The sequence below is a fragment of the Streptomyces sp. NPDC040610 genome (genome assembly GCF_055594065.1).
Map to the genome: position 1 here is coordinate 278214 of NZ_JBVIXA010000005.1, position 26878 is coordinate 305091.

Annotated in this window: 27 protein-coding genes; 7 read left to right on the forward strand and 20 right to left on the reverse strand. The window is 70.8% G+C overall.

Annotated elements, in window-relative coordinates; all coding sequences use genetic code 11:
• The first annotated feature begins 25 nt into the window (after nt 1-25).
• Nucleotides 26-235, forward strand: a complete 210-nt coding sequence (gene cspE, locus ACZ6AA_RS19985; RefSeq protein WP_164322499.1) for a transcription antiterminator/RNA stability regulator CspE — start codon at nt 26-28, stop codon at nt 233-235.
• Between the two features lie 52 nt (nt 236-287).
• On the opposite strand, the gene ACZ6AA_RS19990 is transcribed toward cspE, so the two are convergent.
• The 11 genes from ACZ6AA_RS19990 to ACZ6AA_RS20040 form a co-directional block, all read right to left on the reverse strand.
• On the reverse strand, nt 288-1052 hold the full coding sequence (locus ACZ6AA_RS19990) for a polysaccharide deacetylase family protein (protein ID WP_468481343.1): 765 nt from the start codon (nt 1050-1052) through the stop codon (nt 288-290).
• 216 nt (nt 1053-1268) lie between these two features.
• Nucleotides 1269-2150, reverse strand: a complete 882-nt coding sequence (locus ACZ6AA_RS19995; protein WP_471459212.1) for a hypothetical protein — start codon at nt 2148-2150, stop codon at nt 1269-1271.
• A gap of 208 nt (nt 2151-2358) precedes the next feature.
• Nucleotides 2359-2703, reverse strand: coding sequence for a hypothetical protein (locus ACZ6AA_RS20000; RefSeq protein ID WP_471459214.1), 345 nt, complete (start codon nt 2701-2703; stop codon nt 2359-2361).
• A gap of 250 nt (nt 2704-2953) precedes the next feature.
• Nucleotides 2954-3274: a hypothetical protein gene (locus tag ACZ6AA_RS20005; RefSeq protein WP_471459216.1), complete on the reverse strand. Its 321-nt coding sequence runs from the start codon at nt 3272-3274 to the stop codon at nt 2954-2956.
• A gap of 198 nt (nt 3275-3472) precedes the next feature.
• Nucleotides 3473-3910, reverse strand: coding sequence for a hypothetical protein (locus ACZ6AA_RS20010; protein WP_471459218.1), 438 nt, complete (start codon nt 3908-3910; stop codon nt 3473-3475).
• A gap of 100 nt (nt 3911-4010) precedes the next feature.
• The gene (locus ACZ6AA_RS20015; RefSeq protein WP_471459220.1) at nt 4011-4244 is read right to left on the reverse strand and encodes a DUF397 domain-containing protein; all 234 of its coding nucleotides are present in this window, start codon (nt 4242-4244) and stop codon (nt 4011-4013) included.
• Entirely contained in the window at nt 4241-5050 is an 810-nt protein-coding gene (locus ACZ6AA_RS20020; RefSeq protein ID WP_471459222.1) for a helix-turn-helix domain-containing protein, read from the reverse strand. The genes ACZ6AA_RS20015 and ACZ6AA_RS20020 overlap by 4 nt, the downstream gene beginning before the upstream one ends.
• A gap of 341 nt (nt 5051-5391) precedes the next feature.
• Nucleotides 5392-6081 carry a hypothetical protein gene (locus tag ACZ6AA_RS20025; RefSeq protein WP_471459224.1) on the reverse strand — a complete coding sequence of 230 codons (690 nt, stop codon included), beginning with the start codon at nt 6079-6081 and terminating at the stop codon, nt 5392-5394.
• A 279-nt stretch (nt 6082-6360) separates the two neighbouring features.
• A complete protein-coding gene (locus ACZ6AA_RS20030) occupies nt 6361-7125 on the reverse strand; it encodes a Scr1 family TA system antitoxin-like transcriptional regulator (RefSeq protein WP_471459226.1) in 765 nt (254 codons plus the stop codon).
• Nucleotides 7126-7149: 24 nt separating this feature from the next.
• Nucleotides 7150-7677: a DUF6879 family protein gene (locus tag ACZ6AA_RS20035; protein ID WP_471459228.1), complete on the reverse strand. Its 528-nt coding sequence runs from the start codon at nt 7675-7677 to the stop codon at nt 7150-7152.
• Nucleotides 7655-7882: a hypothetical protein gene (locus ACZ6AA_RS20040; RefSeq protein WP_471459230.1), complete on the reverse strand. Its 228-nt coding sequence runs from the start codon at nt 7880-7882 to the stop codon at nt 7655-7657. The genes ACZ6AA_RS20035 and ACZ6AA_RS20040 overlap by 23 nt, the downstream gene beginning before the upstream one ends.
• A gap of 137 nt (nt 7883-8019) precedes the next feature.
• On the opposite strand from ACZ6AA_RS20040, the gene ACZ6AA_RS20045 reads away from it, so the two are divergent.
• Nucleotides 8020-8241, forward strand: coding sequence for a Scr1 family TA system antitoxin-like transcriptional regulator (locus ACZ6AA_RS20045; protein WP_468481348.1), 222 nt, complete (start codon nt 8020-8022; stop codon nt 8239-8241).
• An 89-nt stretch (nt 8242-8330) separates the two neighbouring features.
• Here the strand turns inward: ACZ6AA_RS20045 and ACZ6AA_RS20050 are convergent, their stop codons facing one another.
• Nucleotides 8331-9197, reverse strand: a complete 867-nt coding sequence (locus ACZ6AA_RS20050) for a GNAT family N-acetyltransferase (RefSeq protein WP_471459232.1) — start codon at nt 9195-9197, stop codon at nt 8331-8333.
• Between the two features lie 128 nt (nt 9198-9325).
• Between ACZ6AA_RS20050 and ACZ6AA_RS20055 the strand changes: the two genes are divergently transcribed.
• The gene (locus ACZ6AA_RS20055) at nt 9326-12796 is read left to right on the forward strand and encodes a tetratricopeptide repeat protein (RefSeq protein ID WP_471459234.1); all 3471 of its coding nucleotides are present in this window, start codon (nt 9326-9328) and stop codon (nt 12794-12796) included.
• Here ACZ6AA_RS20055 and ACZ6AA_RS20060 read toward each other — a convergent pair.
• Nucleotides 12744-13550: a helix-turn-helix domain-containing protein gene (locus ACZ6AA_RS20060; RefSeq protein ID WP_471459236.1), complete on the reverse strand. Its 807-nt coding sequence runs from the start codon at nt 13548-13550 to the stop codon at nt 12744-12746. The two genes, ACZ6AA_RS20055 and ACZ6AA_RS20060, sit on opposite strands and share 53 nt — an antisense overlap.
• 69 nt (nt 13551-13619) lie before the next feature.
• On the opposite strand from ACZ6AA_RS20060, the gene ACZ6AA_RS20065 reads away from it, so the two are divergent.
• Both ACZ6AA_RS20065 and ACZ6AA_RS20070 read left to right on the forward strand, forming a co-directional pair.
• On the forward strand, nt 13620-14093 hold the full coding sequence (locus ACZ6AA_RS20065; protein ID WP_471459238.1) for a VOC family protein: 474 nt from the start codon (nt 13620-13622) through the stop codon (nt 14091-14093).
• 103 nt (nt 14094-14196) lie between these two features.
• On the forward strand, nt 14197-15318 hold the full coding sequence (locus ACZ6AA_RS20070) for an ADP-ribosylglycohydrolase family protein (protein ID WP_468457083.1): 1122 nt from the start codon (nt 14197-14199) through the stop codon (nt 15316-15318).
• 34 nt (nt 15319-15352) lie between these two features.
• Here ACZ6AA_RS20070 and ACZ6AA_RS20075 read toward each other — a convergent pair whose 3' ends face one another.
• The 4 genes from ACZ6AA_RS20075 to ACZ6AA_RS20090 form a co-directional block, all read right to left on the reverse strand.
• Complete coding sequence (locus ACZ6AA_RS20075; protein WP_471459240.1) at nt 15353-16159, reverse strand: DJ-1/PfpI family protein; 807 nt, start codon at nt 16157-16159, stop codon at nt 15353-15355.
• Nucleotides 16156-17142 (reverse strand): GlxA family transcriptional regulator, encoded by a 987-nt coding sequence (locus ACZ6AA_RS20080; protein ID WP_471459449.1) that lies wholly within the window; start codon nt 17140-17142, stop codon nt 16156-16158. The genes ACZ6AA_RS20075 and ACZ6AA_RS20080 overlap by 4 nt, the downstream gene beginning before the upstream one ends.
• A gap of 591 nt (nt 17143-17733) precedes the next feature.
• Entirely contained in the window at nt 17734-19296 is a 1563-nt protein-coding gene (locus ACZ6AA_RS20085) for a sodium:solute symporter family protein (protein ID WP_471459242.1), read from the reverse strand.
• 266 nt (nt 19297-19562) lie between these two features.
• Nucleotides 19563-20348, reverse strand: a complete 786-nt coding sequence (locus tag ACZ6AA_RS20090; protein WP_468457078.1) for an SDR family oxidoreductase — start codon at nt 20346-20348, stop codon at nt 19563-19565.
• Between the two features lie 80 nt (nt 20349-20428).
• On the opposite strand from ACZ6AA_RS20090, the gene ACZ6AA_RS20095 reads away from it, so the two are divergent.
• On the forward strand, nt 20429-21268 hold the full coding sequence (locus ACZ6AA_RS20095) for a hypothetical protein (protein ID WP_468457076.1): 840 nt from the start codon (nt 20429-20431) through the stop codon (nt 21266-21268).
• Between the two features lie 120 nt (nt 21269-21388).
• Here the strand turns inward: ACZ6AA_RS20095 and ACZ6AA_RS20100 are convergent, their stop codons facing one another.
• The 3 genes from ACZ6AA_RS20100 to ACZ6AA_RS20110 form a co-directional block, all read right to left on the reverse strand.
• Nucleotides 21389-21598 carry a DUF397 domain-containing protein gene (locus tag ACZ6AA_RS20100; RefSeq protein WP_468457074.1) on the reverse strand — a complete coding sequence of 70 codons (210 nt, stop codon included), beginning with the start codon at nt 21596-21598 and terminating at the stop codon, nt 21389-21391.
• 216 nt (nt 21599-21814) lie between these two features.
• On the reverse strand, nt 21815-22672 hold the full coding sequence (locus tag ACZ6AA_RS20105; RefSeq protein ID WP_468457072.1) for a helix-turn-helix domain-containing protein: 858 nt from the start codon (nt 22670-22672) through the stop codon (nt 21815-21817).
• A gap of 307 nt (nt 22673-22979) precedes the next feature.
• Nucleotides 22980-23750, reverse strand: a complete 771-nt coding sequence (locus ACZ6AA_RS20110; protein ID WP_030359361.1) for a GOLPH3/VPS74 family protein — start codon at nt 23748-23750, stop codon at nt 22980-22982.
• Between the two features lie 169 nt (nt 23751-23919).
• Between ACZ6AA_RS20110 and ACZ6AA_RS20115 the strand changes: the two genes are divergently transcribed.
• On the forward strand, nt 23920-26763 hold the full coding sequence (locus tag ACZ6AA_RS20115) for a D-alanyl-D-alanine carboxypeptidase family protein (protein WP_471459245.1): 2844 nt from the start codon (nt 23920-23922) through the stop codon (nt 26761-26763).
• The last annotated feature ends 115 nt before the right edge of the window (nt 26764-26878 follow it).

Consider the following 26878-nt stretch of genomic DNA (forward strand, 5'->3'; position numbering starts at 1 on the left):
TGTTCAGCCGAAGGAGCTGGGGGCCATGGCCAAGATCAAGGGGCAGGTCAAGTGGTTCAACGAGAGCAAGGGCTTCGGGTTCATCACCCCGGCTGACGGCAGCAAGGACGTCTTCGTGCACTTCTCCGCGATTCAGGGCAACGGCTTCAAGACCCTCGCCGAGGGCCAGAACGTCGAGTTCGAGATCGAGGCGGGGCAGAAGGGCCCGTCGGCCGTCAACGTCACCGCGATCTGAACGTCACCGTGATGAGGCCTGCTGAGGCTCGCCGGGGCCTGTCTCAACGCTCTCAACGCACCGGGAAGCCGAACGAGTAGCCCTGCTGCTTCATCCAGGGCAGGAGCCGGCGCAGGGCCTCTACGGTCTGGCCGCGCTCGCCGCCCGCGTCGTGGAACAGGACCGTCGGGCCGTTGGCCAGTTCCCGCTGGACGGTGGTGACGATGGCGTTCGTGCCGGGGAGTTCGAAGTCCTTGCTGTCCACGTTCCAGCCGAGCGGGCGCATGCCCCGGGAGGCGGCGAGCTTGCGGCTGTCGGGGGTGAAGGCCCCGCCGGGCGCCCGGTAGTACATCGGCCGTACGCCACCGGACGCCTTGGTGATCATGCGCTCGGCGTCGAGGATCTGCTGGGAGCGGTAGGCCGCGGACTCCTTGTCCATGGCGGTGTTGTGGGACACCGAGTGGTCGCACAGCCGGTGCCCGGCGGCGACGACCTTCTTGACGAGGTCGGGGTGGGCCTGCGCCTGCGTGCCGACCATGCAGAACGTGGCCTTCACCTTGTACTGCCGCAGCAGGTCGAGCATCTGCGGGGTCCACTTGGGGTCGGGCCCGTCGTCGATGGTGATGTTCACGCCGCGCTTGCCCGCGTCGGAGGCGTGCACGATGGTGTCGTCGACCGGCTTGACCTTGCTGCTCGGCGCGCTCGCCCTGGGCGTCGGCTCGTCCGTGGCACCGGCCTGCGCGGTCCACACGGACGCCCCGGTGGCGAGCATCATCACCCCGAGCGCCGCCCCCGCGACCTTCCCGTACCAGCCCCGCCCGCCGCTGTGCCGCGCCATGTCCGCCCCTTTGCGAAGTCCCTCGATCCCCACCGGCCGCGTCGCGGCCACCTGGCAGGATGAGGCGGACGGGCCGGGGGATCCCGCTGTTACGGATCACGGACAATTCCGGGGATGTACGCGGACAACTCGCGGCGAACGGCGGCTGGAACCGTCCCGGTTGGCTCGATCCCGCTCCTGCCCTCCGGCGGGTACCCGAGGCGGGGGTGGAGAGACCTACGCCCGCGCCCCGCGCATGGCCGTGCGGGCGGCCAGGGCGCCCCGTGCGGTGGCCCGGACGGCGGCCTGTCGCGCCGCGCCGTCCTGGCGGCAGCTTCCGCAGCGGTCCTCACCGGCCACCGGCCGGAACACCAGCGGCTGCGGGTGCGGGCCCGCGCACTCCCGCAGGGCGGCGACGGGCGCCTGTGGCGGGCGGGCCGGGGCCGGGTCGCTGAGCAGGTGGCGCAGCAGGCCTCCCGGCCGGTGGATCACCGGGGGCAGGCCCTGCCGGATCTCCCTGCGTACGTCGTCGGGGGTGTGGCCGAGGGCGAGCCACCGCTCGGCCAGCTCGGTGAGCTGGGGCAGCATGCCGCGTGGGACGCGCAGACGCGGGTCCAGGCCGGGGAGGTCCTGGATGAGCCGCTGGGCGTCCGGCAACTCGGCTGCGGGTGCGGATGGTTGGGGGGTGTTCACCGGGGGTGTCGCGTCTGGATGACCGCCGACGGTCGGGGGCGTCGGCCGACCGACGGCCGGAGACCGGTCACTCGGTACGACGCCGACACCGGCGCCGCTGCCGCCACCGCGTAAGGACGCGGCTTCCTCCAGGCTCAGCGGAACGTTCGAGATGAGCTGGCTAGTGGCCCACCGGCCGCGTTCGCGCTGCTCGCGCCACTCGTGGAGGTAGCCCTCGGCCTTCAACTCCCGCTTGGCGCGGTTGAATCCGGCGCGCCCGATGCCCGCGCTGCGGGCGGTGGCGGAGAGTGTTTCGTCCGCCCCCTCCGGGAGGGAGAGCTGCCAGGTCAGAAGCCGGACCGCGTCCGAGCAGAGCCGCGGATGGCGGATGATCTCGTTCGGCACCTGGGAGAAGAATCGGGCGGGGGAGATAGCATGGCGATGCATTTCGGGTGCTCCTGTTAAGCACTCGGCGTGAAGGCCCTCGCTGCTGGTTGCCGCCAGCGCGGGGGCCGTTCTGTCTGCGGTCACCGTACATCAACTCGCGTGTACACACGGTCACTTCGGTCCGCGATCCGTTCGGCCGCGAGGGCCGTGACATGGCACCGCCCCGGTGCGGGCCGTGACGGCCCGCACCGGGGTGGAGTGGGGTGGCTCACACAATCTCGAAGATCACGGACTTGAACTTCACGTCGGCGCCGAGCTCTTGGCCTTGGACGATCTTCGTGGTCGTGCCCTCGCAGTCCTCTTCGCTGTAGAGCATGGCTTCGGAATCGCCTACGTCGTTGCTCGGCGAGAACGCGCTGCCGGGCTTGCCCTCGACCTCGGGGATATTGATGCACACGCGCGCGTCCGGCTCCTCCAGCTTCCCAGCAGTTGGGTTGGCCGAGTCGCCGTACTGGTAGAAGAAGAAGCCGGAGGTGGCGTTGGCCGAGGTGGGGATGGTCACGATGAGGGCGAGGGCGCCGAGGGCGGCGCCGACCGCATGACGAAGACGCATGGGGGGAGGTTCCTCTGTTCAGTGGCAGCCGACCAGTTGTCAGCCATCCGGAATGATCATCTCCGGTAGACCGCTTCCATGAGCCCCGGTTCGAAGGCGCTCAGAGGTGATCAAGGGGCGTACAGGAGCAAATTTCGCTGCTCACTGCGGGCGCTCGCGCGCTCTGCCATCCGGGCTACGCGGTCGCGTTGGCTTCGCTTGCGGCTCGGATCAACGCGACCTCGCAGCCCTGCGGCTGTCCGGCGTGTGGCTACAGCGCCGGGCGGGTGACGGTGAAGTCGCCCTGGGCGTTGTTGGTGATGGTCGGGTCGGTCATCTTCCCGGTCATCTGGATGACGCGGGTGGACAGCAGCGCGCCTCCGCAGTGAATGCTGGTGGTCTTGCCGTGACCGGTCGGGGACTGGAAGAAGATCTTGCCCCGGCCCAGGCTGTCGACGTCCAGGGTGAAGCTGCTGGTGGTGGACACCTCTTGGTCGGACTGCAGTTTGGCGTTGACCTGCAGGATGTTGCTGTTGAGCGCCTGCGAGGTGATGGTGATCGGGTACTTGAACGTGTTGTTCTTGATGACCACGGTCAGGGTGCCGGCGAACGTGACTCCGGAAAGCCGCCCTGGACCAGGTCCCCAGGAATAGGTGATCCGATTTCAACAGCCGCTTGTGCGACCGAGATCTGCTCGCTCGCACAAGCGGATCGTTACACCGGTGATCAAGGTCCGCCACGCGAGAGGCGCCGACCGGGGCGTCGGCCTTGCTGCGGGCGGCCCGCGCCGTCAGTCGATCGTGACGTCGATGTAGGCCTCTCCCCTTTCGGCCGTCTTGAAGACCTGGAACTTGACCTGCGTCCCGGACGCCCGGTCCTTGAGGAGCTGGTTGAGGTGATCCGGGTCCAGGATGGCGGTGCCGCTGCCGACGGTCTCGGCGCTGTCGATGAACTGGAGCACGTCCCCGTTGTCCAGGCCCGCCTTGGAGGCGGGCCCGTCCGGGGCCATCTTCTTGATCTCGACCTCTGCGTCATTGTCGGCGACCGCGGATTCAGTGATGCCGAGCTTGGGGATGGGGCATGCGCCGCACGCCCGGGCCGCCTGGGCCGCCGTCTGGTGATGTGCCGGGGCCGGCGTGCTTGCCTGCGCGGGGGCGATCATGAGTGCCAGACCGCACGAGGCTGCGACGGCAGTGGCCGCAACGGTCTTCCGGATACGCGACGACATGGAGACCTCCGACTCGTAGACGCCCCCGGCGAGGGCTTGCCGGGGGCGCAGGAAGCCTTTCCGGTCCGTCCGGCGGGCCACACCGGCCCGCCCCCGAAGGTCACCCGACTGGCCGGTGGCCCTCCCTCGTCGCGAACCCGACGAAGTCAGCCCAGACGGCTTCGGCGACGGTGAGGTGGGCGGCGGCCGTGTTTTTGGAGTCGCGTATGTGGACGGCGGCGCGGGTCCGGGCGACGGCGACCTCGACGCATTCGGGCCCGTCGTTGCTGCTGTGGCTGCTCTTGAACCACTTCAGTGCCGGACCAGCCCCGGCGTCCTGGCTGTTGGGGGTCATGCTTCTCCCAGTAAGTTCTCGATGAAGGCCAGGGACTCCTGCGGTGTCAGGGCCTGCGCCCGGATCATTCCATAGCGCATTTCCATGATCTGGACTTCCCGGGAGTCGCTGATCAGCCGGTTGGAAAGCTGGGCTTCTGAGTGCGCGAGCGACGTGCCATCCCGAAGCTTCAGCAGTTGGAGCGAGCCCGCCATCCCAGCGTGGTCGTCACGATCCGTTGGCATGACCTGGATCTCCACGTGCCTCAACTTGCCGATGTCCAACAGGTGTTCGATCTGTTGCCGCAACACCATTCTTCCCCCGATGGGCCGTAGTAGTGTCACCTCTTCCTGGACGAAGGTGATCAGTGGCCGGGGAACGTGCTCGAAGACGGCCTTCCTCGCCATGCGGGCGCCGACCAGGTGGTCGATCTCCTCCTCCGTGTACGAGGGGCGCCGCATCTCGTACAGCGCCTGCGCGTACTCCGGGGTCTGGAGCAGGCCGTGGATGTGGTGGCTTGCGTAGGCACCGAGCTCCATGGCCTGCGCTTCCAACTTGGCCAAGTCCCGAACATTCTTCGGGTACCGAGCCTCCTCCACATCCCGCTTCATCGCGGAGAGCTTCCCGTCCGCCCCCAACACCTCGTCCGCGTTGTCCAGGAACTCCGGCTTGGGGATCCGGCGCCCCCGCTCCACGGACGACACCATCTCCTCGCCGTACCCGATGGCCGCGCCCAGTTCCGAGCGGCGCATCCCCGCCGCCTCGCGCCACGCCTTGATCTGGCGGCCCACGGCCTTGAGCACCGCCGCGGCTTCCTCGTCCTCCATGCGGCCCACCTCCGAGCTGAGAAAAAGGACCGGGGAAAAGACCTACCCGACCTCACCCACCCCGTCGCTCCCTCTCGCGGGTGAACAAGGCCGACTCCTCTGCCCGGTGGGCCGATGCCACGGTGCGCGGGTGTGGCGTGACGGACCCTCACGAGGGTGTACGATCAATACGTAACTTCGGTGCACAGCACGGAAGTCGCGCGTCTGTGGTCCAAGGAAAGACGCCCATCATCCGATGGGAAATGTAGGTGCAAGGCCTGCCGGGCGCTCCAGCAGAACGAAGGCCCCCTCGTCAGCGACGAGGGGGCCTTCGTCGTACCCACGGGACGCGACCAGGGATCTCAGCATCCTGGGTGCGAGTGTCCGACGCGCCGGGAGAGCATCTCCATGCGCCTCACGTCCGCTCGGGGCTGGTTCCACGCGTTGTGCGGATGTTCCACTGGTCGAGCCGGGCAGGCTTTCAGGAAGTCCTCGAACTGGTCGTCACACCAGCTCGGCGCCTCCCCGTCGTCAATGACCATGCTGACGGGAATGACGGGCTGCTCGGTGGGTCTGGCCAGCGACTCTCGCCAGGGCGGGAAGTGGACGAACAGTTTCGACCGGCTCCAGTAGTGCGCGAGCATCCAGTTCTCGGCGCTGATCTGTCCCTTGGCCTTCCACTCCTCGAACGTCGCGGTGTTGTTCTTGTAGCCGCAGTCGTGGTGCGCGTCGTAGAGGTGGACGATTTCCCAGCCGCCTTCGCCTCCGAGGTTCGAGGGGAAGATCTGGGCGGCCCAGGCGTTCGAGTCGGCGTAGTAGACCGGGGCCCCGGGTGCGATGGTGAAGCGGTCCCAGAAGCCCTTATAGCCGCGACAGCGGGGAAGGTCGACGTCGGCCCGCTCGAAGTCCCGCAGTCGCTTCAGCCACATGGCTTCGACGTGGGTGGCGTCTTCGGCGACCGGCCAGGCGTACAGCTCGGGATGATCACCCAGCGGTGCCCCGGCTGTAGGGGTGGGGAAGAAGAAGTCCCAGTCAACGACAAGCAGGTGCACTCGGCCTGCACCCTTCCGGGCGTGGGGTGGTCAGGGAAGGAGCGGCCCCCGACCGGAGCCGGGGACAGGCTTACGCCTCCTCAAGCTGCGAACAGGGGTGCCTCCCCTGCTCGTTGTGCACTTGCTCGCCCGCTCTGACGGGCGTTGCTCCTCCCCGGCCAACCGGTCCAAGGAACGCCGGGGAGGGCATCCAGGGGATATCGCGTGGGTATGACGATGCTTTGAGGATCGAGCTACCGGGTCCCGGGGCTCAATGAACTTCTACGGACTTGCACGAATTCACTGGCAGGCGTCGATCGCCGTAGTGATTAGCTTCCTGGCGGCTGCTCCATAGGCGGCGATGCCTGCCAGTTCGGCGAACGCCTTGCCGTAGTCGGCGATCTCACGGGGTTGTGTCACCGTGAGGCCGAGGCTCACGGACGGCGTTGCCGTCATGCCGATCAGGTGCCCGAGTTGGGTGACCATCGTCTCCGCGTCGCCGATGACGGTGCGGAGAACCCATTCCTCGATCAAGAACGCGAAACGCCGACCCCTGGCGTGCAGCACGCGTTGCCGCTCCATTCGTGCCGCGACGGCCTCTTCGGTGTCATCCACGGTGTCTCGGACGGACACGACCGTGTTCAGCACGGCTCGGGTGTAGTCCTCGGTCTGAAGGAGGCCGGGGACGACCCAGGACTGATAGAAGCGAAACCAGAGAGTGCGCTCGAAGAGTGGGAGCACTGACTCTTGGACGCGCTTGAGGCCACTGCTTTCCAGGCGGCGCCATTCGACGTACATGCCGTCGATGCCGCGTGCGGTGGCGATGAGATCTGCGGCCTGGTCCTCCGCGTCGCAGATGCGGGTCCAGATCCGAATGTCCTCGTCGGAAGGAGGCGTCCTGCCGTTCTCCAAACGAGAACTCTTCGACTCGTGCCACCCTGCCGCCGCCGCCACGGCGCGAGCGGTCTTGCCGGAGGCCTTGCGGATCTCTCGGAGACGCTTCCCGAGCGCTTCCTTGGCGCTCCGGACGCTTGATGACGGCGACGGCGACGGCGACGGTGACACGGGGGCGTCAGTCCTGTTCGCGCATCAGACCGGCCTGTACTCCTCGTGCGGTGTGGCGCGCTCCCAGACCGCCTCGAAGGCCGTCGAGCAAAGCCGTACTGCTCCCGGTGCTGTTGTGCGTTCCTCATCGCCCTCTGGCGACAGCTCACCTTCTCCGGTGAAGTGCAGGAAGACGACAAGGCTGTCATCGAACAACCAGAAGTCGTTGCCGGGCAGGGCGATGTCGGACGCCTCGCAACGCGGTAGCCAACGGACCTGCTCACCAGCACCCACGTTGCTGGGCGTGAGGTAGTGCTCAAAGCGTAGGTAGTCGCTCATCGGCTCGGAGAAGATCCGAGCGCGACGCACCTCCACCCCACGACTGGTGATCTCCTTCATCAGCCGGAGCCAGGGCCGTGAGTCCGGGTCACGCTCGGCCGCGACGCTGTGAGGGTCCTGCTTCCAGGAGATGTAGCTCGGGTCCGACCGCATGTAGCCGTCCCGCATCTCCAGGTGCACAGCAGAGCGCTTCGCCTGCCGGAACAACCCCTCAAACGTCGGCTCCTCGGCCACCGTCCACCTCCGGGAAGAACTGCACCATGTACTTGGGGATCTCCACCACAGTCTCGTAGTCGGGAAGATCCATCTGCGAGAGCCGTTCCGCGTCCAGCACCTTCAGTCCCTGGACGAGGTACCGGTCCGCCACGTCGTCGTAGTAGACAGTCGCCGACTTGCCCTCGGGGGAGTTCGGGTCCTTGCCCAGCATGTGCAATGCCATGGTGACCACCTTGCTCGTTGAAGACGATCGCTGTGTACGAGCTTGCGCTCAAGTCACCTTGTCGCGCACCGAACTTGCGTGAACTTGCACGGTTTTAAGGTTAAGGTGCGATTGATGCCGCCCCCGCCTGGGGCAACTTGCAAACCCCCGAGTACGTACGGGCCATGCTCCGTCTGGTCGTCAACTTCTTTGAGACGCCGGATGACGTGGAGGACGGCGTGCGAGCCCGTACGGCTCGCGCCGAACTGATCGGCAAGGGGGGCCGGACGTATCACGTACTGCTCTGCCAAGAGGCGCTGCGCAAGAACATCGGCGGTACCGAGGCCATCGTCCGCGCTGAACTGGCAGCGCTCGACTGAGCGCGAAAAGGCCCCCGGCCATGGGCGAGGGGGCCTTCGTCGTACCCCTGGGGCGACGCGGCCCGGCCGATACCGCCGCCTGATCGCCTTCAGGCGGCTCGGCTGACGTCCAGCCGTTCGGGCGACGGCTCGTATCCCGCTGCCCTGTAGGCGGCGACGGCGGCGGCGTTCGAGCTGGGGGTGCTGACGAGTGCGCTCGATGCGCCCAGTTCGCGCAGGGCCGCCGCGGCGGCGACGCCGATCGCCGTTCCGTAGCCGCGACCGCGATGGTCGGCGTGCACGCCGACCGGCTCCAGCAGGCCGGGCCTGCCGGGTCCGGCCGACCAGACCGTCGCCGCGGCGACCGCGTTGTCCTCGTCGTCGTAGCCGATCAGGCAGCGGGCGTCGGCGTAGACCGGACCGGCCGCGAGGACGTGCCAGATCTCCTCGGTGAACGTCGGGCTGCCGAACGCCGATCGGTGCACCGCGGTCCGCACCCCCGCCGTCTCCGGACCGGCCACCTCGATCCGCAGGCCGGAGTCCCTCACCGGCTCGGCGAGGTCGAGGTGCAGCGGCGTCCACGGCTCGTCCAGACTCCAGCCCGCCTCCAGGAGGACCTCGCGGAGCAGCGCGCCGTCGGGGATTTCGAGGCCGACCTTCCCGGGCGGCAGGACCCCGCGCTCCGGATCATCGAGGTCCGCCAGCAGTCGGCGCGCCAGATCACCGTCCTGTCGCAGGTCCGGCGCGGTCGTCAGGCGAAGCACATCAGGGCCGTCCAGGAACCCGACGGCGATGATCCGGCCGTCCACGCTCCAGGTACGGACGGCCGGGGCCAGCCTCTCCGCGCCCAGCGCCCAGGCCCAGCCGAGGTCTCCCGGGTGGAGTTGCAGCGGCGTGCGGTCGTCCTGCCACGCGCGGAGGGCGGCCACGGCCCCGGCCAGCCCGTCGACGCCGGGCTCGTTCAGAGCGATCGTCATGCCCCGCATCCCACACCGTCGCGGCGACCGCCCGCACCTGGTTTTTGCTCGGCCAGTCAGCCCGCGTCCCAGCCCGTGATGGAACACTTGCCCGCAGGGGAACGCGCACCATGCGGGGAGTGGAGCCGATGGCGTCGGACGCGGGCAGGCAGCCGTCCATGCAGGAGCTGATCCGACTGCGCAAGCGCGCCGGATTCGTGGGGCGGCGCAACGAACTCGCCCTCTTCCGCGAGAACTTCGACCTGCCGCCGGAGGACGAGCGGCACCGCTTCCTCTTCCACATCCGTGGCAACGCGGGCGTGGGGAAGACGTCCCTCGTACGGGAGCTGCGGCAACTCGCCGAGGAACGGGGCGCCCTGACCGCCTATGTGGATGAGTCCGTGGGGAGTGTCGCGGACGCGCTGGGGGTCGTGAGTGCGGAGTTCGGGCGCAGGGAGGGCAAGGGGGGCAAGGGAGGCAAGGCGGGCGGGTTCAAGGAGTTGGAGCGGCTGCTCGTCGCTCACCGGGAGCGGCGGTACGAAGCCGAGTCCGCCGCCCTCGCCGCGCTGAACGGGCCGCAGGAGGAACAGGCGCTCCAGCCCGGCGGGCCCTCCGCCGGAAGCCAGTCGCCCCAGCCCTCTGCCGGAAGCATGACCGCCGCCCGCGCCGGCCTCGCCGGACTCGGGCTGCTGCCCGGCGTCGGGATGCTGGCGGGCGCGGTCGACCCCGCCCAACTCGCGTATGGCGCCGACCGGTTGAGGGCCGGGCTCGGTGCGCGCTTCCGTAGTCAGGACGACGTGCAGCTGGTCCTCTCCCCGGAGCGGGTCCTCACGCCCGTGTTCCTGAAGGAGCTGGGGGAGGTCGCGGCCTCGGTGCCCTGGGTCGTGCTGTTCTTCGACACGTACGAGCGGACCGCACCGTTCCTCGACGCGTGGCTGTGCGACCTCATGATCAGCGAGAAGTACGGGCAACTGCCCGCGAACGTCGTGGCTGTCATCGCCGGGCAGCAGGCCTTCGACGCCGCCCGGTGGGGCGACTACGCCGACTTCATGGCCGACGTCCCGCTCGAACCGTTCACCGAGCTGGAGGCGCGCGGGCTCCTCGCGGGCAAGGGCGTCGTCGCCGAGGCCGTCGTCGAAGAAGTGCTGCGGCTCTCCGGCGGACTGCCCGTCCTCGTGTCCACCCTCGCCGAGAACCGGCCCGAGAGCGTCGACGACGTCGGCGACCCCTGCGCCTCCGCCGTCGAACGGTTCCTGAAGTGGGAAGAGGACCCCGTGCGGCAGGCCGTCGCGCTGGCGTGCGCGCTGCCCCGCAGGCTCGACGCCGACGTGTTCGGGGCCGCCGTCGCGGGCGTGTGCGCGGAGCACGATGTGCCGGGGCTCTTCGCGTGGCTGCGGGGGCTGCCGTTCGTGAGCGAGCGCGGCAACCGGCTCCAGTACCACGACGTCGTGCGGGCCCCGATGCTGCGGCTCCAGCGGTGCCGGTCGCCCCGCTGGTGGGCGTGCACCCACCGGCAGTTGGCGGAGACCTTCGGCGAGTGGCGGGCCGAAGCCGGGACGGGGATCGACCCCGATGGGCTCTGGGGCGACGAGCGGTGGCGCGAACTGCGGCTCGCGGAGGTCCACTACCTGCTGTGCTCGGGGGAGCGGGGCGCGCTGCCCGCCGCCCTGCGGGCCGTGGTCGAGGCGGGCGGCTGGGACGAGGAGGCCGCCCGGAGATGCGCCGAGGCCCTGGTCCAGGCGGGGGAGGACGCCGACGCGCGGGACGTCGGGACGTGGGGGCGGGACCTGCTGCGGGCCTTCGAGGGCGGCGGGCTGCCCGGCGCCCTTGAGGTGCTGCTCGACCGCGCCGGGCTCGACCCGCCCACACGGGCCCTCGCGTACGCCGTCCGGGGACGCGAGCTGCGCGTCAGCCGGGACTACCCGGCCTCCGTCACGGAGTACGACCTGGCACTCGCGGCCGACCCGACGCTGCTGCGGGCGCACTACGGCAGGGGCTACACACGGCTGCTGATGGGCGCGTACGACCTGGCGCTCGCCGACCTGAACCGCGCCGACGAACTCGGTCCCGACGACGACTACGTCCTCTCGCTGCGCGGCCGGATCCACCGCCTCATGGGCTCCTACGACGCGGCACTCGCCGACCTGACCCGCGCCGTCGAACGTGCCGCGGACCACGCGGGAAGCTGGGCCGAGCTGGGCGAGACCCACAGCGCCCTCGGCCAGTACGAGGAAGCCCTGACCGCCCTCGACCGCGCGCTGCGGATCAAGCCCGAGTTCCTGTGGGCAAGGGTCCGAAGAGCCCGCGTGCGGCGCGACCGGGGCGAGCACGAGGCGGCCATCGCCGACCTGGACCGGTGCGTCGACCTCGCCCCGGACTCGACGTGGGTGGCCTGCGAGCGCGGCGACGCCCTGCGCGTCGCCGGACGCCACGAGGACTCCCTCGCCGACTACGACCGCGCGATCGAGCACAACACCGCGTACGCCTCGGCGTACGCGAGCCGCGGCCTCGCCCTGCACCGTCTCGGCCGGAACGAGGCGGCCCTCAGGGACCTCGACCGGGCCATCGAGCTGCGCCCGGACTACACCTGGGCGCTGGTCCACCGGTCCGCGGCGCACCTGGCCCTGTCCGACAGCGAGCGGGCCATGGCCGACGTCGACCGCGCCAAGTCCCTGGTCCCGGACTCCGGCTGGATCCTCTACGAACGCGCCTGCCGACTGTACGACCTGGACCGTCCGGAGGAGGCCCGCCCCGACCTGGACAAGGTCGTCGACCTCGACCCGGGGGACGCGTCGGCCCTCGCCCTGCGCGGCGCCGTCCTGTACGAACTCGACCACTACGGCGAAGCGCTCGTCGACCTGGACCGGGCCGTGCGGCTCGACCAGGACCACCCCTTCGCCCACCGGATGCTGACCCTCGTCCACATCGCCATGGGCCGCACGGACGAGGCCCTCGCCGACCTCGCCCGGTACGCCGAAACCGGCGGCGAGGACCCGGGGTGGGCGCGGCGCACGACCGCCGACGTGCACCTGTGGTGCGGTCGCCCCGGGCTCGCCCTCGCCCAACTCGCGGGTGAAAGGGCAGAGTTCACGGACGGCGGCAGCGAGTCCGTCGAGGCGCTGAGCAAGGCGTACCGCGTGACCGGACAGTGGGCCCGCGCCCGCCGCGCCGCCCTCGCCGCGTACGAGGCCGACGAGGCCTACGGCCTGCAACTGCTCGCCCTCGCCGTCGGCGGCGCCGAAGGTCCCGCCGCCGCCCGCCCCCTGTGGCTGCGGGCCGTCCGCCTCGCCCGCGCCGACGACGAACCCTCCCCGTGGCACGACTACCTGTACGTCCTGATCGCCGCGGGCCTGGCCGACTGGACCGCCCTGGACGCCCGCCTCGCCCGCCTCCTCGCCCCCGCCGAAGCCCCCACCACCCACTGGGCCGACCTGGCCGAACTCGCCGACGACCTCACCACCCTGCTCCACGCACCCGGCGCCGACCGGGCCCGCCTCGGCCCCCGTCTCGCGCGCGTGATCGCCGCCCGGGACGCCGTCCGGGCGCGGTACGCCGATCCGCTGCCGCTCAGGACGCCGGAGTCTGCACCAGCACTGCCCCTCCCCGAGGCTCAGGGGTGAGCAGGAGCGTCACGCCGTAGCGCGCCAACTGGCCGCCGGGGAGCGTCAGTTCGATGGTCCGGGGTGCGAAGTCGCCCACCGAGCGGCAGTCCCACCACTCCTCCAGGTCGGGGCGCTCGGCACGCAGCCGGGTCGTGAGTTGCCGGAAGCGCGCCGAGAGCGGGTCGCGGTCGGCGCGGGTGCGGAAGTGGCGGTAGAGGTCCATCGCCAGGGGGTGCCAGTCGGGCAGGAGGCGCTGGTGGGCGGGGTCGGCGGTCAGGAAGAGGAGCAGGTTGCGGTGGTCGGGGGGTGTGGGGGCGGGGTCGGGCCAGAGGGCCGCGTAGGCCGGGTTCCAGGCGAGGATGTCCAGGGCGGGGCCCAGGAGCAGGGCGGGGCTGGCGGGCCAACTGTCCAGCAGGCGCTGGTGGTCGACCCCTGGAGCGGCGGGGCCGTCCGGTGCGTCCAGGCCGTCCGGGGCGAACCCCGCCAGCGCCAGCGCGTGCTCCCGCGCCGCCCCGTCCATCCGCAGCGCCCGCGCCACCGCGTCCAGGACCTGCCGGGACGTGTCCACACGCCCCTGCTCCAGCCACGTGTACCAGGCCACCGAGACGCCCGACAGCGCCGCGACCTCCTCGCGCCGCAGACCCGAGGTGCGCCGCCGCGGGGTGCGCGGCAGCCCCACGTCCACCGGGGCCAGCAGCTCGCGGTGCGCGCGCAGGAAGCCGCCCAGCTCGCGCCGCAGCGCACCCCGTACCCCTTGGGCCGTATCCGTCATCCTGTGACCTCCGCTCACCCCATGAACACCCGCCTGGCAGCGCCCCATTCCCGGCCGGATCCTTGTCGCATGACCGAAGCAACCGAAGCAACCGGCACCCCCAACACCCCCGTCGCTCCTGACACCCCCGTCGTCATCCGCCGCCACAACGACTCCTCCCACCTCACCGAACCCCGCACCCTCATCCGCGTCTACACCCCGCCCGGCACGCTGGACTCCGTCACCGCCTTCTACGAGCGGCTCCTCGGGGTGGAACGGGACATGTACTTCACGTATCCCGCCAGGGAACTCACCCTCGCCGTCGTCGGAAGTTTTCTGCTCGTCGAGGCCACGGAGGAGGTCCTGGAACCGTTTCGGGCCACCGACGGGACGCTCCTCGTCGACTCCGCCGACGCGTACCTGGCCCGGCTCACCGCCGAGGAGGGCACGGAGATCCTGGTCCCGCCGCACCGTGTTCCCACCGGCACGGGCTTCACCGCACGGCACCCCGACGGCACCGTCATCGAGTACGTAGAACACCGCCCAACCCCTGACGGGAGTTAGAGAAAGGGCACCTCCGTACAAACCACTTGGGCCCTGAACCCACCGTTCCCGTTCGATTACAGTGCTGCGGAGTCGGACGCCAGGGCACGGGAAAGGGGGTTCGGTGAGCACTGCAGCAGCCACCGGGGTGTGGGGCCGCACCGAGCAGCAGGACTTCCGCAGCCGGGTGCGTGGGACGCTGCTGGGAGCCGCCGTCGGCGACGCGCTGGGCGCGCCCGTCGACGGCCTCGGCCTCGGCGCGATCCGCGAGGCGCACGGCGCCGAGGGACTCACCGAGCTGGCCGCCTCCCACGGGGGCGGGCGCGGCACCGTCACCGCCGCCACGCAGCTGATGCTGTTCACCGTCGACGGGCTCATACGCGCCCAGGTCCGCCGCGACACCGGGGCCTGGCACCCGCCGACCGACCTGCACCGCGCCTACCGGCGCTGGGCCGCCACCCAGCGCGACTGGGGGCCCGACGAGCGCCGCGAGGAAGACGGGTGGCTGGCCCGCGAGGAGTGGCTGTACGCCCGCCGCGGCCCCGCCCGCGCCTGCCTCACCGGGCTCGCCGACGAGCGCATGGGCACCCTCGACGTACCGAAGAACCCCGGCGACCAGGGGCCGGCGGCCGCCACCCGGTCCGCGCCCTTCGGGCTCCTCGTCGGCTGGGAACCGCAGCTCGTGCTGCAACTCGCCGTCGAGTGCGCCGTCCAGACCCACGGCCATCCCGTCGCCTACCTCACCGCCGGGGCCCACACCGTCCTCGTGCACGGCCTCGCCCGCGGCGAGTCCCTGGACGGCGCCATCCAGCGCACCCTCGCCCTGCTCGCCGCACGGCCGGGCCACCAGCCCGTCACCGACGCACTGCGGCACGCCCTCGGCGCGGTCCGCCAGGGCATGCCCACGGCCGGGCGCGTGGAGGAACTCGTCGGCGAGGGCGAGGCCGTCGGCGCGCTCGCCGCCGCCGTGTACTGCGCCCTCGTCGGCGAGGACGTCCGCCACGGGCTGCGGCTCGCCGTCAACCACAGCGGGGCGTCGGCGGCGGCCGGGGCGCTGTGCGGGGCGCTTCTCGGCGCGCTGCACGGGGAGACCGCGCTGCCCCCGGGCTGGCTCACCGAACTTGAGGGCCGCGCGACCGTCCTCGAACTCGCCGACGACTTCGCCATGGAGATGACGCAGGGGCCCGCCCTGCACAGCCCGGCGGGGGCCGCGCCGGGGTGGCTCGCCCGCTATCCGCGCGCCTGATCCCGGGCCCGACCCCCGCCCGGGGCCCGCGCGCTCACGCCTGCGAGTCCTCCACGATCTTCAAGGCGCGGGCCTTCAGCTCCTCGCTCGCCTCCTGCGCGTTCCCCGCGTCGAACGGCGGCCGCGGGTCGTACTCCACGGCGAGCTGGATCGCCCTCGCCGTGTCCTCGTCGGTCAGCCGCGCCGCCAGATACAGGGCCATGTCCAGGCCCGCCGAGACGCCCGCCGCCGTGATGAACTTCCCCGACCGTACGTAGCGTTCCGGCACGTACGTGATGTCGAAGGTCTTCTCCAGGTACGGGGCCGACGCCCAGTACGTCGTCGCGCGGCGGCCGTCCAGGAGGCCCGCCGCCGCCAGGACGAGGGAGCCCGTGCACACGGACGTGGTGAAGCGGGTGCGGCGGTTCGTGTGCCTGATCCACTTCAGGAGCGTCCGGTTCTCCATCGCCGCGATGACGCCGCGGTTGCCCGCGCCCGGTACGAGGAGGACGTCCAGGCGGCCCGCCTCGTCGAGCGTGCGCTCCGCCACGACCGCCACGTCGCCGGTGTCCGTGCGCACGGGGCCCCGCCGCTCGGCGATCATCGTGACGCTCGCGCCGGGGACGCGGGAGAGGACCTCGGCGGGGCCCGTGGGGTCGAGGAGGCTGTAGCCGTCGTAGAGGAGGATGCCGATCCGGGGGCCCTCGGGCGGGGTGCCGGGGTTCGAGGGGTACGGGGCGGTGTCCGCGTGGGCAGACGGGGCCAGGGTCGTCGTGGCGAGGGTGGCCGTGGCCGCTGCGGCCGTGCCGCGCAGGAGGGTGCGGCGGGTCGTGCGGCTTGTGCGGGCTGTGGGATGCGTCATGGCACGGGAGTCTGCGCGGGCCGCGGTGCTCGTGGGCGGGGCATGTCCGGCATCCTGCGAATCCTGTCCCCGCCCATGCCGTAGTGGTCGAGGAACGCCTGCCGCAACGTCTGCGCCGAGCCGAAGCCGCAGCGGCGCGCTATCGCGGACAGGGGGAGTTCGCTGGCGCGGACCAGGTGCGCGGCCGCCTCCGTGCGGGCCGCTCGCACCGCGCGGGCCGGGGTCGTGCCCAGGTGGGTCGAGAACAGGCGGGTCAGGTGCCGGGTGCTCACGCCCGCGCGGGCGGCGAGCGCGGCGGGGGTCAGGTCGTCGGCCAGGTGGGCCGCGATGTGGCCCGCGAGGTCGCGTACCAGGCGGTCGCCCGGGGGCGGGGCCGCCAGGAACATGCTGATCTGCGCCTGGTCCGCGGGGCGGTGCAGGTACGAGACCAGCTCGCGGGCCACCGCGCGGGCCAGGGTGGGGCCGTGGTCGTCCTCGATCAGGGCGAGGGTGAGGTCCAGGGCGCTGGTGACGCCCGCTGAGGTGTAGACGTTGCCGTCGCGTACGTAGAGGGGGGCCACGTCCACGGCCACCGTGGGGTGGCGGGCCGCCAGTGCGTCGCCGTAGCCCCAGTGGGTCGTCGCCCGGCGGTGGTCCAGCAGGCCTGCGGCCGCCAGGACGTACGCGCCCGTGCAGACGCTTGCCACGCGGCGGCTGTGTTCCGCGAGGCGGCGCACCTGGGCGACCAGGCGGGGGTCGGACGCCGCCTCCTCGTAGCCCGCGCCGCCCACCACCATGAGGGTGTCCAACTCGCCCGTCACCGTCTCCAGTTGCTGGCCTGCCGCCAGGGCTATGCCCGCCGAGCTGTGGGCCGGGCGGCGGCCCACCGTGCCCAGGTCTATCCGGTACGGGGGGTTCGCGCCGTAGCGGTTGGCTATGTCCAGGGCGCCGCTCGGGCAGGCTATGTCCAGGATCTGGACGTTGTCGTACGCCACGATCAGCACGCGTCTCGCGGTCTGCATGGGGGGCATCCCACCACGAGCCGCCGCCTCCGGCTGCGGGTGGCTGGTCGGCCCCCGCCCTCCCACCCGCCCGCCCGTTTCCACTCGACCGGCCGGTGGACGCCGCCTGCGGGGCTGGCCCGCCGTCGGCGCCTGCGGCTGCCGGGTGGGTTTCCCCGCCGCTACCGCGGCGGCTTGCTTCCCCACCCGCCCGCCCGTTTCCAGTTGGGCGGATGGTGGGCGCCGCCTGTGGGGCTCGTTCGCCGTTGGCGGCTACAGGTGGTGGGTGGTTTCCCGCTGCTACCGCGGTGGGTCGGTCGCCCGCCCGCCCGTTTCCAGTTGGGCGGATGGTGGGCCTCTCCCGTGGGGGTTGTTCGCCGTTGGCGGCTGAGGGGCGGGTGCGGGTTTCCCCCGGGCCCGTGCTCGTGCGGCTGGGGCGCGGAGTGGGGCCCGCGCTGTGTGGCTGGGCGTGGAGCGGGTTCCGTGCTGTGGGGTTCTGCGGTGCGGCTGGGACTGGAGTATCGGGTGGGTGGGTGGGAGGAACCCCCGCCGCGGTAGCGGCGGGGGTTTTGGGGGGCAGGCCCCGGCCCAGGGTCAGCTGACCGTTTTGGGTGCTGTGGGCTCCTGGTCCTGCTGGGACGGCAGTGCCGCCGAGGCCGAGTCGTCGTCCGTGTTGATGCGTTCGATCAAGGCGTCCCGCTCAGGCGTGTCCTCCGGCTTGAAGTACCCGATGGCGATGTAGAGGATCAGCGAGACGGCGAGCGGGATCGACACCTGGTACTGGAGCGGCACGCCGCCGTCCACGTTCCAGTGGATGGGGTAGTTCACCAGCCAGAAGGCGAGCAGCCCGAGCGCCCAGCTGGTGAGCGCCGCCGTGGGGCCGGAGCGGCGGAACGGGCGGAGCAGGCCGAGCATCATCGGGATGGCGATGGGGCCCATGAGACCGGCGACCCACTTGATGACGACGGTGATGATGTCCTTGAAGGCGGGCGAGTTGACCTGCGTGGCCACGGCCATGGACAGGCCGAGGAAGACGACGGTGGTGAGCCGTGCGGCGATGAGCCCGGTGTGGTCGGTCCAGGCGCGGGCCCGCTTGGAGAGGACGGGCGCCACATCGCGGGTGAAGACGGCCGCGATGGCGTTGGCGTCGGAGGAGCACATGGCCATGGTGTGGGAGAAGAAGCCGACGATGACGAGGCCGAGGAGCCCGTGGGGGAGCAGCTGTTCCGTCATGAGGGCGTAGGAGTCGGAGCCGTCGGGCTTCTTCGCGTCGACGAGGAGCGGCGACATCCACATGGGGAAGAAGAGGACCAGCGGCCAGACGAGCCAGAGGACGGCGGACAGCTTCGCGGAGCGGGTGGCCTCGCGGGCGTTGGCCGTGGCCATGTAGCGCTGGGCCTGGTTGAGCATGCCGCCGTTGTACTCGAAGAGCTTGATGAAGAGGAAGGCCAGGAGGAAGACCGTTCCGTACGGGCCGACCAGCGGTTTCGCGTGGCCGTCCAGCGCGGGCTCGTCCCAGACGCCGAAGAACCCGCCGTACGGTCCGAGCTTCGCGACCACCGCCACGAACATCGCGACACCGGCGAGGAGTTGGATGATGAACTGGCCCAACTCCGTGAGCGCGTCCGCCCACAGGCCGCCGATCGTGCAGTAGATCGCGGTGATCACGCCGGTGATGAGGATGCCCTGGTTGAGGGAGACGCCGGTGAAGACGGAGAGGAGGGTCGCGATGGCGGCCCACTTCGCGCCCACGTCCACGATCTTCAGGAGCATGCCGGACCAGGCGAGCGCCTGCTGGGTCTTCAGGTTGTAGCGGTTCTTCAGGTATTCGAGGGGCGAGGCGACGTGCAGGCGTGAGCGCAGACGGTTGATGCGGGGCGCGAACAGACGCGCGCCGATGGCGATGCCGAGCGCGATGGGGAACGACCAGGTGATGAAGGACGTGACACCGTAGGTGTAGGCGATGCCCGCGTAACCGGTGAACATCACCGCGCTGTAGCCGGACATGTGGTGCGAGATGCCGGAAAGCCACCAGGGCATCTTCCCGCCGGCCGTGAAGAAGTCACTGACGTTGTCCACGCGTTTGTGGGACCAGACGCCGATCGCGACCATCACGCCGAAATACGCGATGAGCACGGCCCAGTCGAGACCGTTCATTGCCCCTCCCAGGGGTCCGACTTGTGAACTCGGTCAACTCCGCTGAAACGGCGCCCACTTCCTTGTGGCGGCGCCTGAACGGCCGCGAAGTGCCCGCTCATAGTCGGTTCGGCGGGAGCGCGCGGACAACCGCCCGCAGGGTCAAGAGGAAGTAAAATCGTTCGAGTTGGCGACCTTGGTTCAGATACGTGACTCAGAGGGGGCGGCAAAAGCCCCCGAAGGGGTACCTGTCGGCCACCCCTCGGGGGCGTGTCCCCGGCCGGCGCTCAGCGCATCAGCTCGCCCGCGTTCACCAGCAGTGACTGGCCGGTGATGGCCCGCGCCCGGTCGGAGGCGAGGAACACGCAGGCGTCCGCGACGTCCCCGTCGGTGGCCAGCTCCGGCAGCGCCATCCGCTCGGTGAGCCGCCGCTTCACCTCCGCCTCCGGCACGCCTTCGGTGTGCGCGGTGAACTTCACGTACGCCTCCACCGGCGGCCCCCACATCCAGCCCGGCTGGACGGTGTTCACCCGGATCCGGTGCGGGCCCAGCTCGCGGGCGAGGGAGTACATCGCCGAGACCAGCGCGCCCTTCGACGCCGCGTACGCCGCCTGCCGCACCTGCGAGGGCGCGGCCACCGACGACTGCGTACCGATCAGGACGACCGAGCCGCCGCGCTCCTTCAGGTGTGGCAGACAGGCCCGGGTCATCCGCAGCGAGCCGAGGAGGTTCACGTCCAGGATGCCGTCCCAGGTGCCGAAGTCCGCGTCCTCAAGGCCGCCGAAGTAGCTGTCCCAGGCGGCGACCTGAACCAGTGCGTCGATCCGTCCGAACCGCTCGACGGCCAGGGCGGCCAGCGCCTCGCACTGGCCCTCGTCGGTGATGTCCGTCGGCAGGTGCGCGACGTGCTCGCCCTCCGGGTCGATCGCGGCGGCGGACCGCGCGAGGTTCTCCTTCGTGCGCGCGCCGAGCACGGCGTTGCCGCCGTCGCGCACCACGGCGGCGGCGACCTCGTGGCCGAGCCCCGCGCCGACCCCCGAGACGATCACGGTCCTGCCGTCGAGCAGTGACATGAGGAACCTCCGGACTCTGGCAGTTTTTCTGACGGGGCGTCAGAGTATGGGCGTCCAACGGAGGAAGGAAGGGGAGCCCAGTGACTGAGGACACCCGCGCCGAGGTGTACGCCGAGCTGGCCGCCGTAGGGCCCTACGGGGTGCGCCCGGGCCATGCGCTGATCACCATGGTCGAGCCGCACCCGGGCCAGGAGTACGCCTACAACCGCTGGTACGAGGACGACCACTACTACGCGGGCGCGATGGCGATGCCGTGGATGTACGCGGGACGGCGCTGGGTGGCGACCCGTGAGCTGCAACTCCTGCGCCTGCCCGAGAAGTCGGCGGTCGCGCAGCCCGTGACGGCGGGCTGCTACCTCTCCACGTACTGGATCACCCAGGGCCGCTACGACCACCACATGAAGTGGACCGTCGGCATCAACAAGCGCCTCAACCGCGACGGCCGCGTCCACCAGGCCCGCACCCACGTCTTCACGGCCTTCCAGGACCACGAGGCCACCGTGTACCGGGACGGCGCCGCCGGGCCCCGCGACTTCCACGCCCTCGACCACCCCTACCAGGGGCTCGTCCTCGAAGTCATCGACGCCGAGAGCCCCGAGCGGCGGCCGGAACTCCTGGAGTGGCTGCTCGCCCGCCGCCTCCCGCGCGCCCTCGCGGGCTCACCCGCCGCCCTGGTGACGGTCTTCCGGCCGACACCGCTGCCGGGCGACCGGATGACGTACGTGAAGCAGGTCGAGGGCGTCGACACCCGGCTGACCCTGCTGTGGTTCCTGGAGGGCGATCCGCGCGCGTGCTGGGACGAGCGGTTCGCCGGGGCCGTCGAGCAGGTCGCCGATTCGGGCCTGGGGCGGGTGGAGCTGGTGGCGCCGTTCATTCCGACCGTGCCGGGGACGGACCGGTACGTGGACCAGCTGCGCTAGCGGGGCGGCGGTTCGCCGGGGCGGCGGGGCAAAGGCCGAGCCCCCTCGGCCAGGACGGCGGACCAGTCGAGAGGGCTCATGCGGTACTGCTATGCGGTTGTGTTGCGTCGGTGGCACGTATCACCCGTGGTTGTAGTTCCCCTCGCGGACCTCGGCCACGAAGACGTTCCAGGAGTCGGCGGGGAAGGCGATGACCGCGCCGTCGGTGACCTTGGAGTCCCGCACGGAGATCGCGTGTGTCACGGGGGACTTGACCTCGACGCAGGCGCCGTTCCCGGTGGAGTAGGAAGACTTGGTCCAAGCGTGCGAGGCACCTTGCTGGATTGCCATGTTTGCTCCGTTTTGCGCAGTTGGTGAATTGCTGTAACCGCCTGAGAGCGGTATACGCCAACGTTCTTGCTGTTGGCGTGAATGACGCTACTCGCCAACATCGACCGGCGGATGGGTCGTTCACTCAACCGGATGGCATATTCCAGAGGGGTCTTCCGCCACGCTATGGCGAAGGTGTACCGTGCGGCATTTTTGCCCGCCGGGCACCGTCGGACCTCAGCGGGCGTACTCCTTGGCGATGTCCGCGATCAGCTGACGGGAATGATCCACATTCAGCGCCTGTGCCCGCAAATGCTCGTACATGACGCTGTACTGCTGCACGTCATTCGCCTTTTCCAGATACAGATCGCTCGTGACGCCCTCGATGTAGACCACGCTGGAATCCGAGGCGTCCGGGAACTCAAGAATCGCGTACTGACCGTTCAGACCCGGATGCGCGCCCATGTCGAACGGGATCACCTGCACCGTGACGTGCGGCAGCTGGGACTGCTCCACCAGATACTCCAACTGCTCCCGCATCAGCGCGCGGGTGCCGACGACGCGGCGCAGCGCGGACTCGTCCAGGACGGTCCACAGGCGCAGCGGATTCTCCGGCGCCGCGATGCGCTCCTGGCGGCGCATCCTGACCTGCACCCGTTTCTCGATGTCCGTCGGGGTGGTCTCCGGCAGCGCGCCGGTGATCAGGGCCTCCGCGTACGGCCGGGTCTGGAGCAGGCCGGGGACGACCTGCGGATCGTAGACGCGCAACGAGGCCGCGTCCGTCTCCAGACCGATGTAGACGCTGTACGGGATGTCGCCGAAGGAGTGCCACCAGCCCTGCTGGCGGGAGTCCTTGGCCATCTGCATGAGCGAGTCGACGATGCGGTGGTCCTCGACCTCGTACACCCCGCAGAGGTCGCGGACGTCGCGCTGGCTGATCGAACGGCGGCCGTTCTCCAGGCGACTGATCTTCGACTGCGAGACCAGCAGCCGCTCCGCCACCTCTTCGGCTGTCATGCCTTTCAGCTCGCGCAGCCGACGCAGCTCCTGGCCGAGCCGGCGTCGCCTGACGGTGGGATTGACGTTGGACGCCACGGGACGTGCACCTCCGGCACTATGCCTCTACTTTGCGTGTCTGCTGCCATGCAGAGTGCCACCACGGGTCAACTCGGCGCTGGGAAACAGCAGAACAGCGGCGTGTGGGGGTGCCGACGCGCCGCGCGCCGCGTGTGCTGCCTCAACAGGCGTGCCCCATGAGGCGGTTGCGGCCGCGCGGGCGGCGCACCGGCGTCCGTCCTGGACGCCCGGTGCCCCGCCCGCGCGGCTCAGCGGCTCCCGAACCGGGTCTGGGGGACTGCGGTGCGGTGGCGCGGATGACGCGTGTGCTGCGGGTGTGGCCCGTTCAGTGGGCCACGGCGCGGGCCATGGCTCCCGCACCTCGGCGTGGCTGCATCGGAACCCTGCCTGGGTCCGGTGCGGTCCGCGCCGTCTGCGCGGGCTGTCGCCCGCCGCCCTGCCCCGCGGTCGCGGGACTGCGGCGCGGCTGTGCCGCCACACCGTTCTGGACGTCCATCACGGCGTGCGCCACGAGGCCGCCCATCGGGTCGTGCCTGATCAGATCGCGCAGCCGGGAGCGGGACGAGCGTCCCTCGTTGCCCGGATACAGGTGCTTGCCGAGTCCGACCGCGTGGGCCAGCGCGGCGAGCGCCGCGGTCCGCGGGTCCGGCGGTACGCCGGTGCGGATCGCCGAATCCAGTCGGGACCTGATTTCCCGGCTGATCGCCGTGTCCGTCGCTTGATAGCGAGTCGTCGGCAGTACCCCGCACATCTGACCCGCCACGGCATGCACCATGCCGCACCGCTCCAGATGCGAAAGGTAGGTCTGGCGCAGCCCCAGGCGGGGCCCGCCGATCCAGTGGACCGCCCGAACCGGGCTGCCGCGCCTGCGCAGCAGTTCCAGTGCGGAGTCCAGAGTCGGATCTCCGGTCGGCCGTGGCATCACCACGGCGATACGATCCCCGTCAGGGGCTATCCGTCCGGCCAGTGCCAGCTCTACTAGCTGTGCGCCGGCCAGACCCAGGTCGAGCGACTGCGGCTGCGCTGTGGTACCCGTGGCCGGGTCCAGAGCGAGCAGCAGAAGCTCCTCCGGAATTGTTCTGCGGCTCCTGCCCATCCATGCCTCCCCGCGTGGATGAATGACAGGGTGACCCCTCTCACATTGGTCTGTCGAGAGTGCGTGGGCGGTACGTACGGGAACCAGTAGGTATGTCGTTCTCGTCTACCACGGGGGTTAAGCCCTCACACAGGACACTGGGACATGGTTCGGACAGCGGGTCCGGGCCGTGGTTGGGCGCGGCGAGTACGGCGAGTACGAGGAGGCATCGGTGGCGGGCGAGTTCCCCGACAGGTCTAAGACGGTTTCTGGCGGGGGCGCCTCGGACGGTGCGGCCGACGCCTCGTCGGCGTCCGGTTCCGCGGTCGGCTCCGCGCCGGGCGACGCCAAGGGAGACGCACGACTGCGCGCCGCGGTTGCCGCGTGGGTCGCGGGATCCGAGGAGGGCGAGTCCGAGTCCGAGGTCGGTGCCGGGTCCGGCACCGCGTCCGGGGCGGATGACGTGGCGGAGGGTTCCGGCGCGGCTGCGGGGGAAGGTTCCTCCTCGGCTGAGCCGGAAGGTTCCTCCTCCGGCGTGGCCGGGGGTGCCGACGGCGGCTCCGGTGCCGACGGCGGCGCCGAGGACGCGGGGTCCGCGGTCGACATGGCCACGGCCGTGTTCACGGCTGCGCGGCCCGAGGCGCGGGTGGACGACGCCGAGGGTGACGGCGACGGCGCCGACGAGGGTGCGAAGGCCGAGGCCGGGGGCTCTTCAGGCGCTGACGACTCCGCCGACGACTCCGCCGACGACTCCGCCGACGACTCCGGGGACGAGCCCGCTGACCCCCGGGTCGACCGGGCCACGGCGGTGTTCACGACCGTACGGCCGGGTGTGAACGGGAAGTCCGACGCCGGGCCGAAGGCCGACGCGGAGCCCGGGAGCGCCACGGAGCCGGACTCCGACGCCGACCCGGAGCCCGCAGCCGAGCCCGCTGCCAAGGCCGACGCCGACCCGGAGCCCGCAGCCAAGCCGACGGCCCCGGTGAAGTCCGACGCCACCCTGACGCTCACCGCGAAGGCCGACGCCAAGCCGAAGGCCGAGCCTGAAGCCGAGCCGGAGGCCGGGGGCAAGCCGGAAGCCGACGCCAAGGCCGACGCCGAGCCCGCGGCCGACCCGAAGCCCGAAGCCGACGCCGAGCCGAAGGCCGACAAGCCCGAGTCCGAGTCCGCCGCCAAGGCCGACGCCAAGCCGCAGGGCGCCAAGCCGAAGGCCGACGCCAAGTCCAAGGCCGACGACGCCAAGTCCAAGGCCGACGCCAAGGCCCCGGCCAAGGGCGACGCCGAGCCCGACGCCAAGTCGGACGCCGAGTCCGGCGACAAGCCCGACACCTCCGGTCGCCCGCTCGACCAGGCCACCGCCGTCTTCAAGGCCGTCCGCCCCGCCTCCGCGGGCGTGGACCAGCCGACCACGATGCTGAAGCTCGGCGACGTACCCGAGCGCAAGCCGAAGTCCGATGACGCCGCGAAGCCCGCGGCCAAGCCCGCCGCCGAGTCGGAGTCCGAGCGGACCAGCAAGTTCGTCGCGCTCAAGCCGCTCGACGAGCCCCGTGCGAAGCCCGAGCCGAAGGCGCAGCCCGCGCCGGGCACGAAGCCCGGCCAGGAGGGCAAGGCCGCGCCCGGAAAGCCCGCCGCGCGGCCGTCGGCCCCGGAGGGCACTCCCGTACAGGCCCCGCGAGGAGCGGGCACCCCCGTCCAGGCGCCCCCGCCAGGAGACCGCACCAGCCAGCAGCCCCTGCCGCCGCTGCCGCCCCTCGATCTGCTCGCCGAGCTGACGAACACGCCGCCGCCCCCGGAGACCCCGACCCGCACCATCGTGCGCCGGGTCAAGATCTGGACGCCGCTCGTCGTGCTCCTCGCGATTGTGTTCGCAGTCGCACAGGCGTTGCGTCCGCTTCCGGAGCCGAAGCTGACCCTGACGGCCGCGGGCACGCACTCCTTCGAGGGCGGCAAGCCGTCGATTCCGTGGCCCGAGGAGGGCCAGGCGGCCATGGACGTCGACGGCATCGGCAGCTTCGGCTCGTCCGGCAACCAGAAGCCCGTGCCGATCGCGAGCATCGCCAAGGTGATGACGACCTATCTGATCCTGCGCGACCACCCGATCAAGAAGGGCGGGGACGGCAAGACCATCGAGGTCGACGCCGAGGCGCAGCGGCACTACGAGAAGGGCAAGCCGGCCAACGAGTCCGTGGTCAAGGTGACCGAGGGCCAGAAGCTCACCGAGTACGAGGCCCTGCAGGCCGTGATGCTGCCGTCCGCCAACAACGTCGCCCGGCTGCTCGCGCGCTGGGACAGCAAGGGTTCCGAGGACAAGTTCGTCGCCAAGATGAACAAGACCGCCAAGGAACTCGGCATGAAGAACACGCACTACACGGACCCCAGCGGCCTCGACAAGACGACCGTGTCGACCGCCGAGGACCTGGTGAAGCTCGGCCGCGTGGCGATGGAGAACCCGACCTTCAAGGAGATCGCGGGCCAGGGCAGCTACAAGGACATCAACGGCGACAAGCAGGACAACTTCTTCGGTCTCGTCCCGACCGTCGCCATCGGCATCAAGACCGGCACCACCTCGGCCGCTGGCGGCAACATCCTCTTCGCCGCGGAGAAGCGCGTCGGCGGCAAGACCCACATGGTCATCGGCGCGGCCCTCGCCCAGTTCGGCTCGAACGGCGTGGCCAACATCGACAAGGTCACCAAGGTCACCCAGGACCTGATCGCGGCCGGGCAGGACGCCCTCAAGGCCAAGACCGTGGTGAAGAAGGGCGAGGTCGTCGGCGAGATCGACGACGGCCTCGGCGGCACCACGCCGGTCGTCGCCACCAGGAACGTCACCGCCGTCGGCTGGTCCGGCCTGACCGTCAAGGCGGAGCTCTCGGACGGCGGCAAGACGCCCCCGCACTCCGCGAAGGCCGGTACGGTCGTCGGCCGCCTGCTCGTCGGGGACGGCACCACCAGCGGCGCGATCAAGGTCCCGGTGGCCCTGCAGAAGGACCTCTCCGAGCCGGGCTTCGGCGCGAAGCTGACCCGCGTGAGCTGACGCGGGGCGAGAAGCGCGACGAGAAGGGGGTGGGGGGGGGGGGGGAAGGGCCCCCCCCCCCCCCCCTTTTTTGCCCACCCCAAGGCCGACCTTTTCTTGGGCCCGCCCCTCCTTC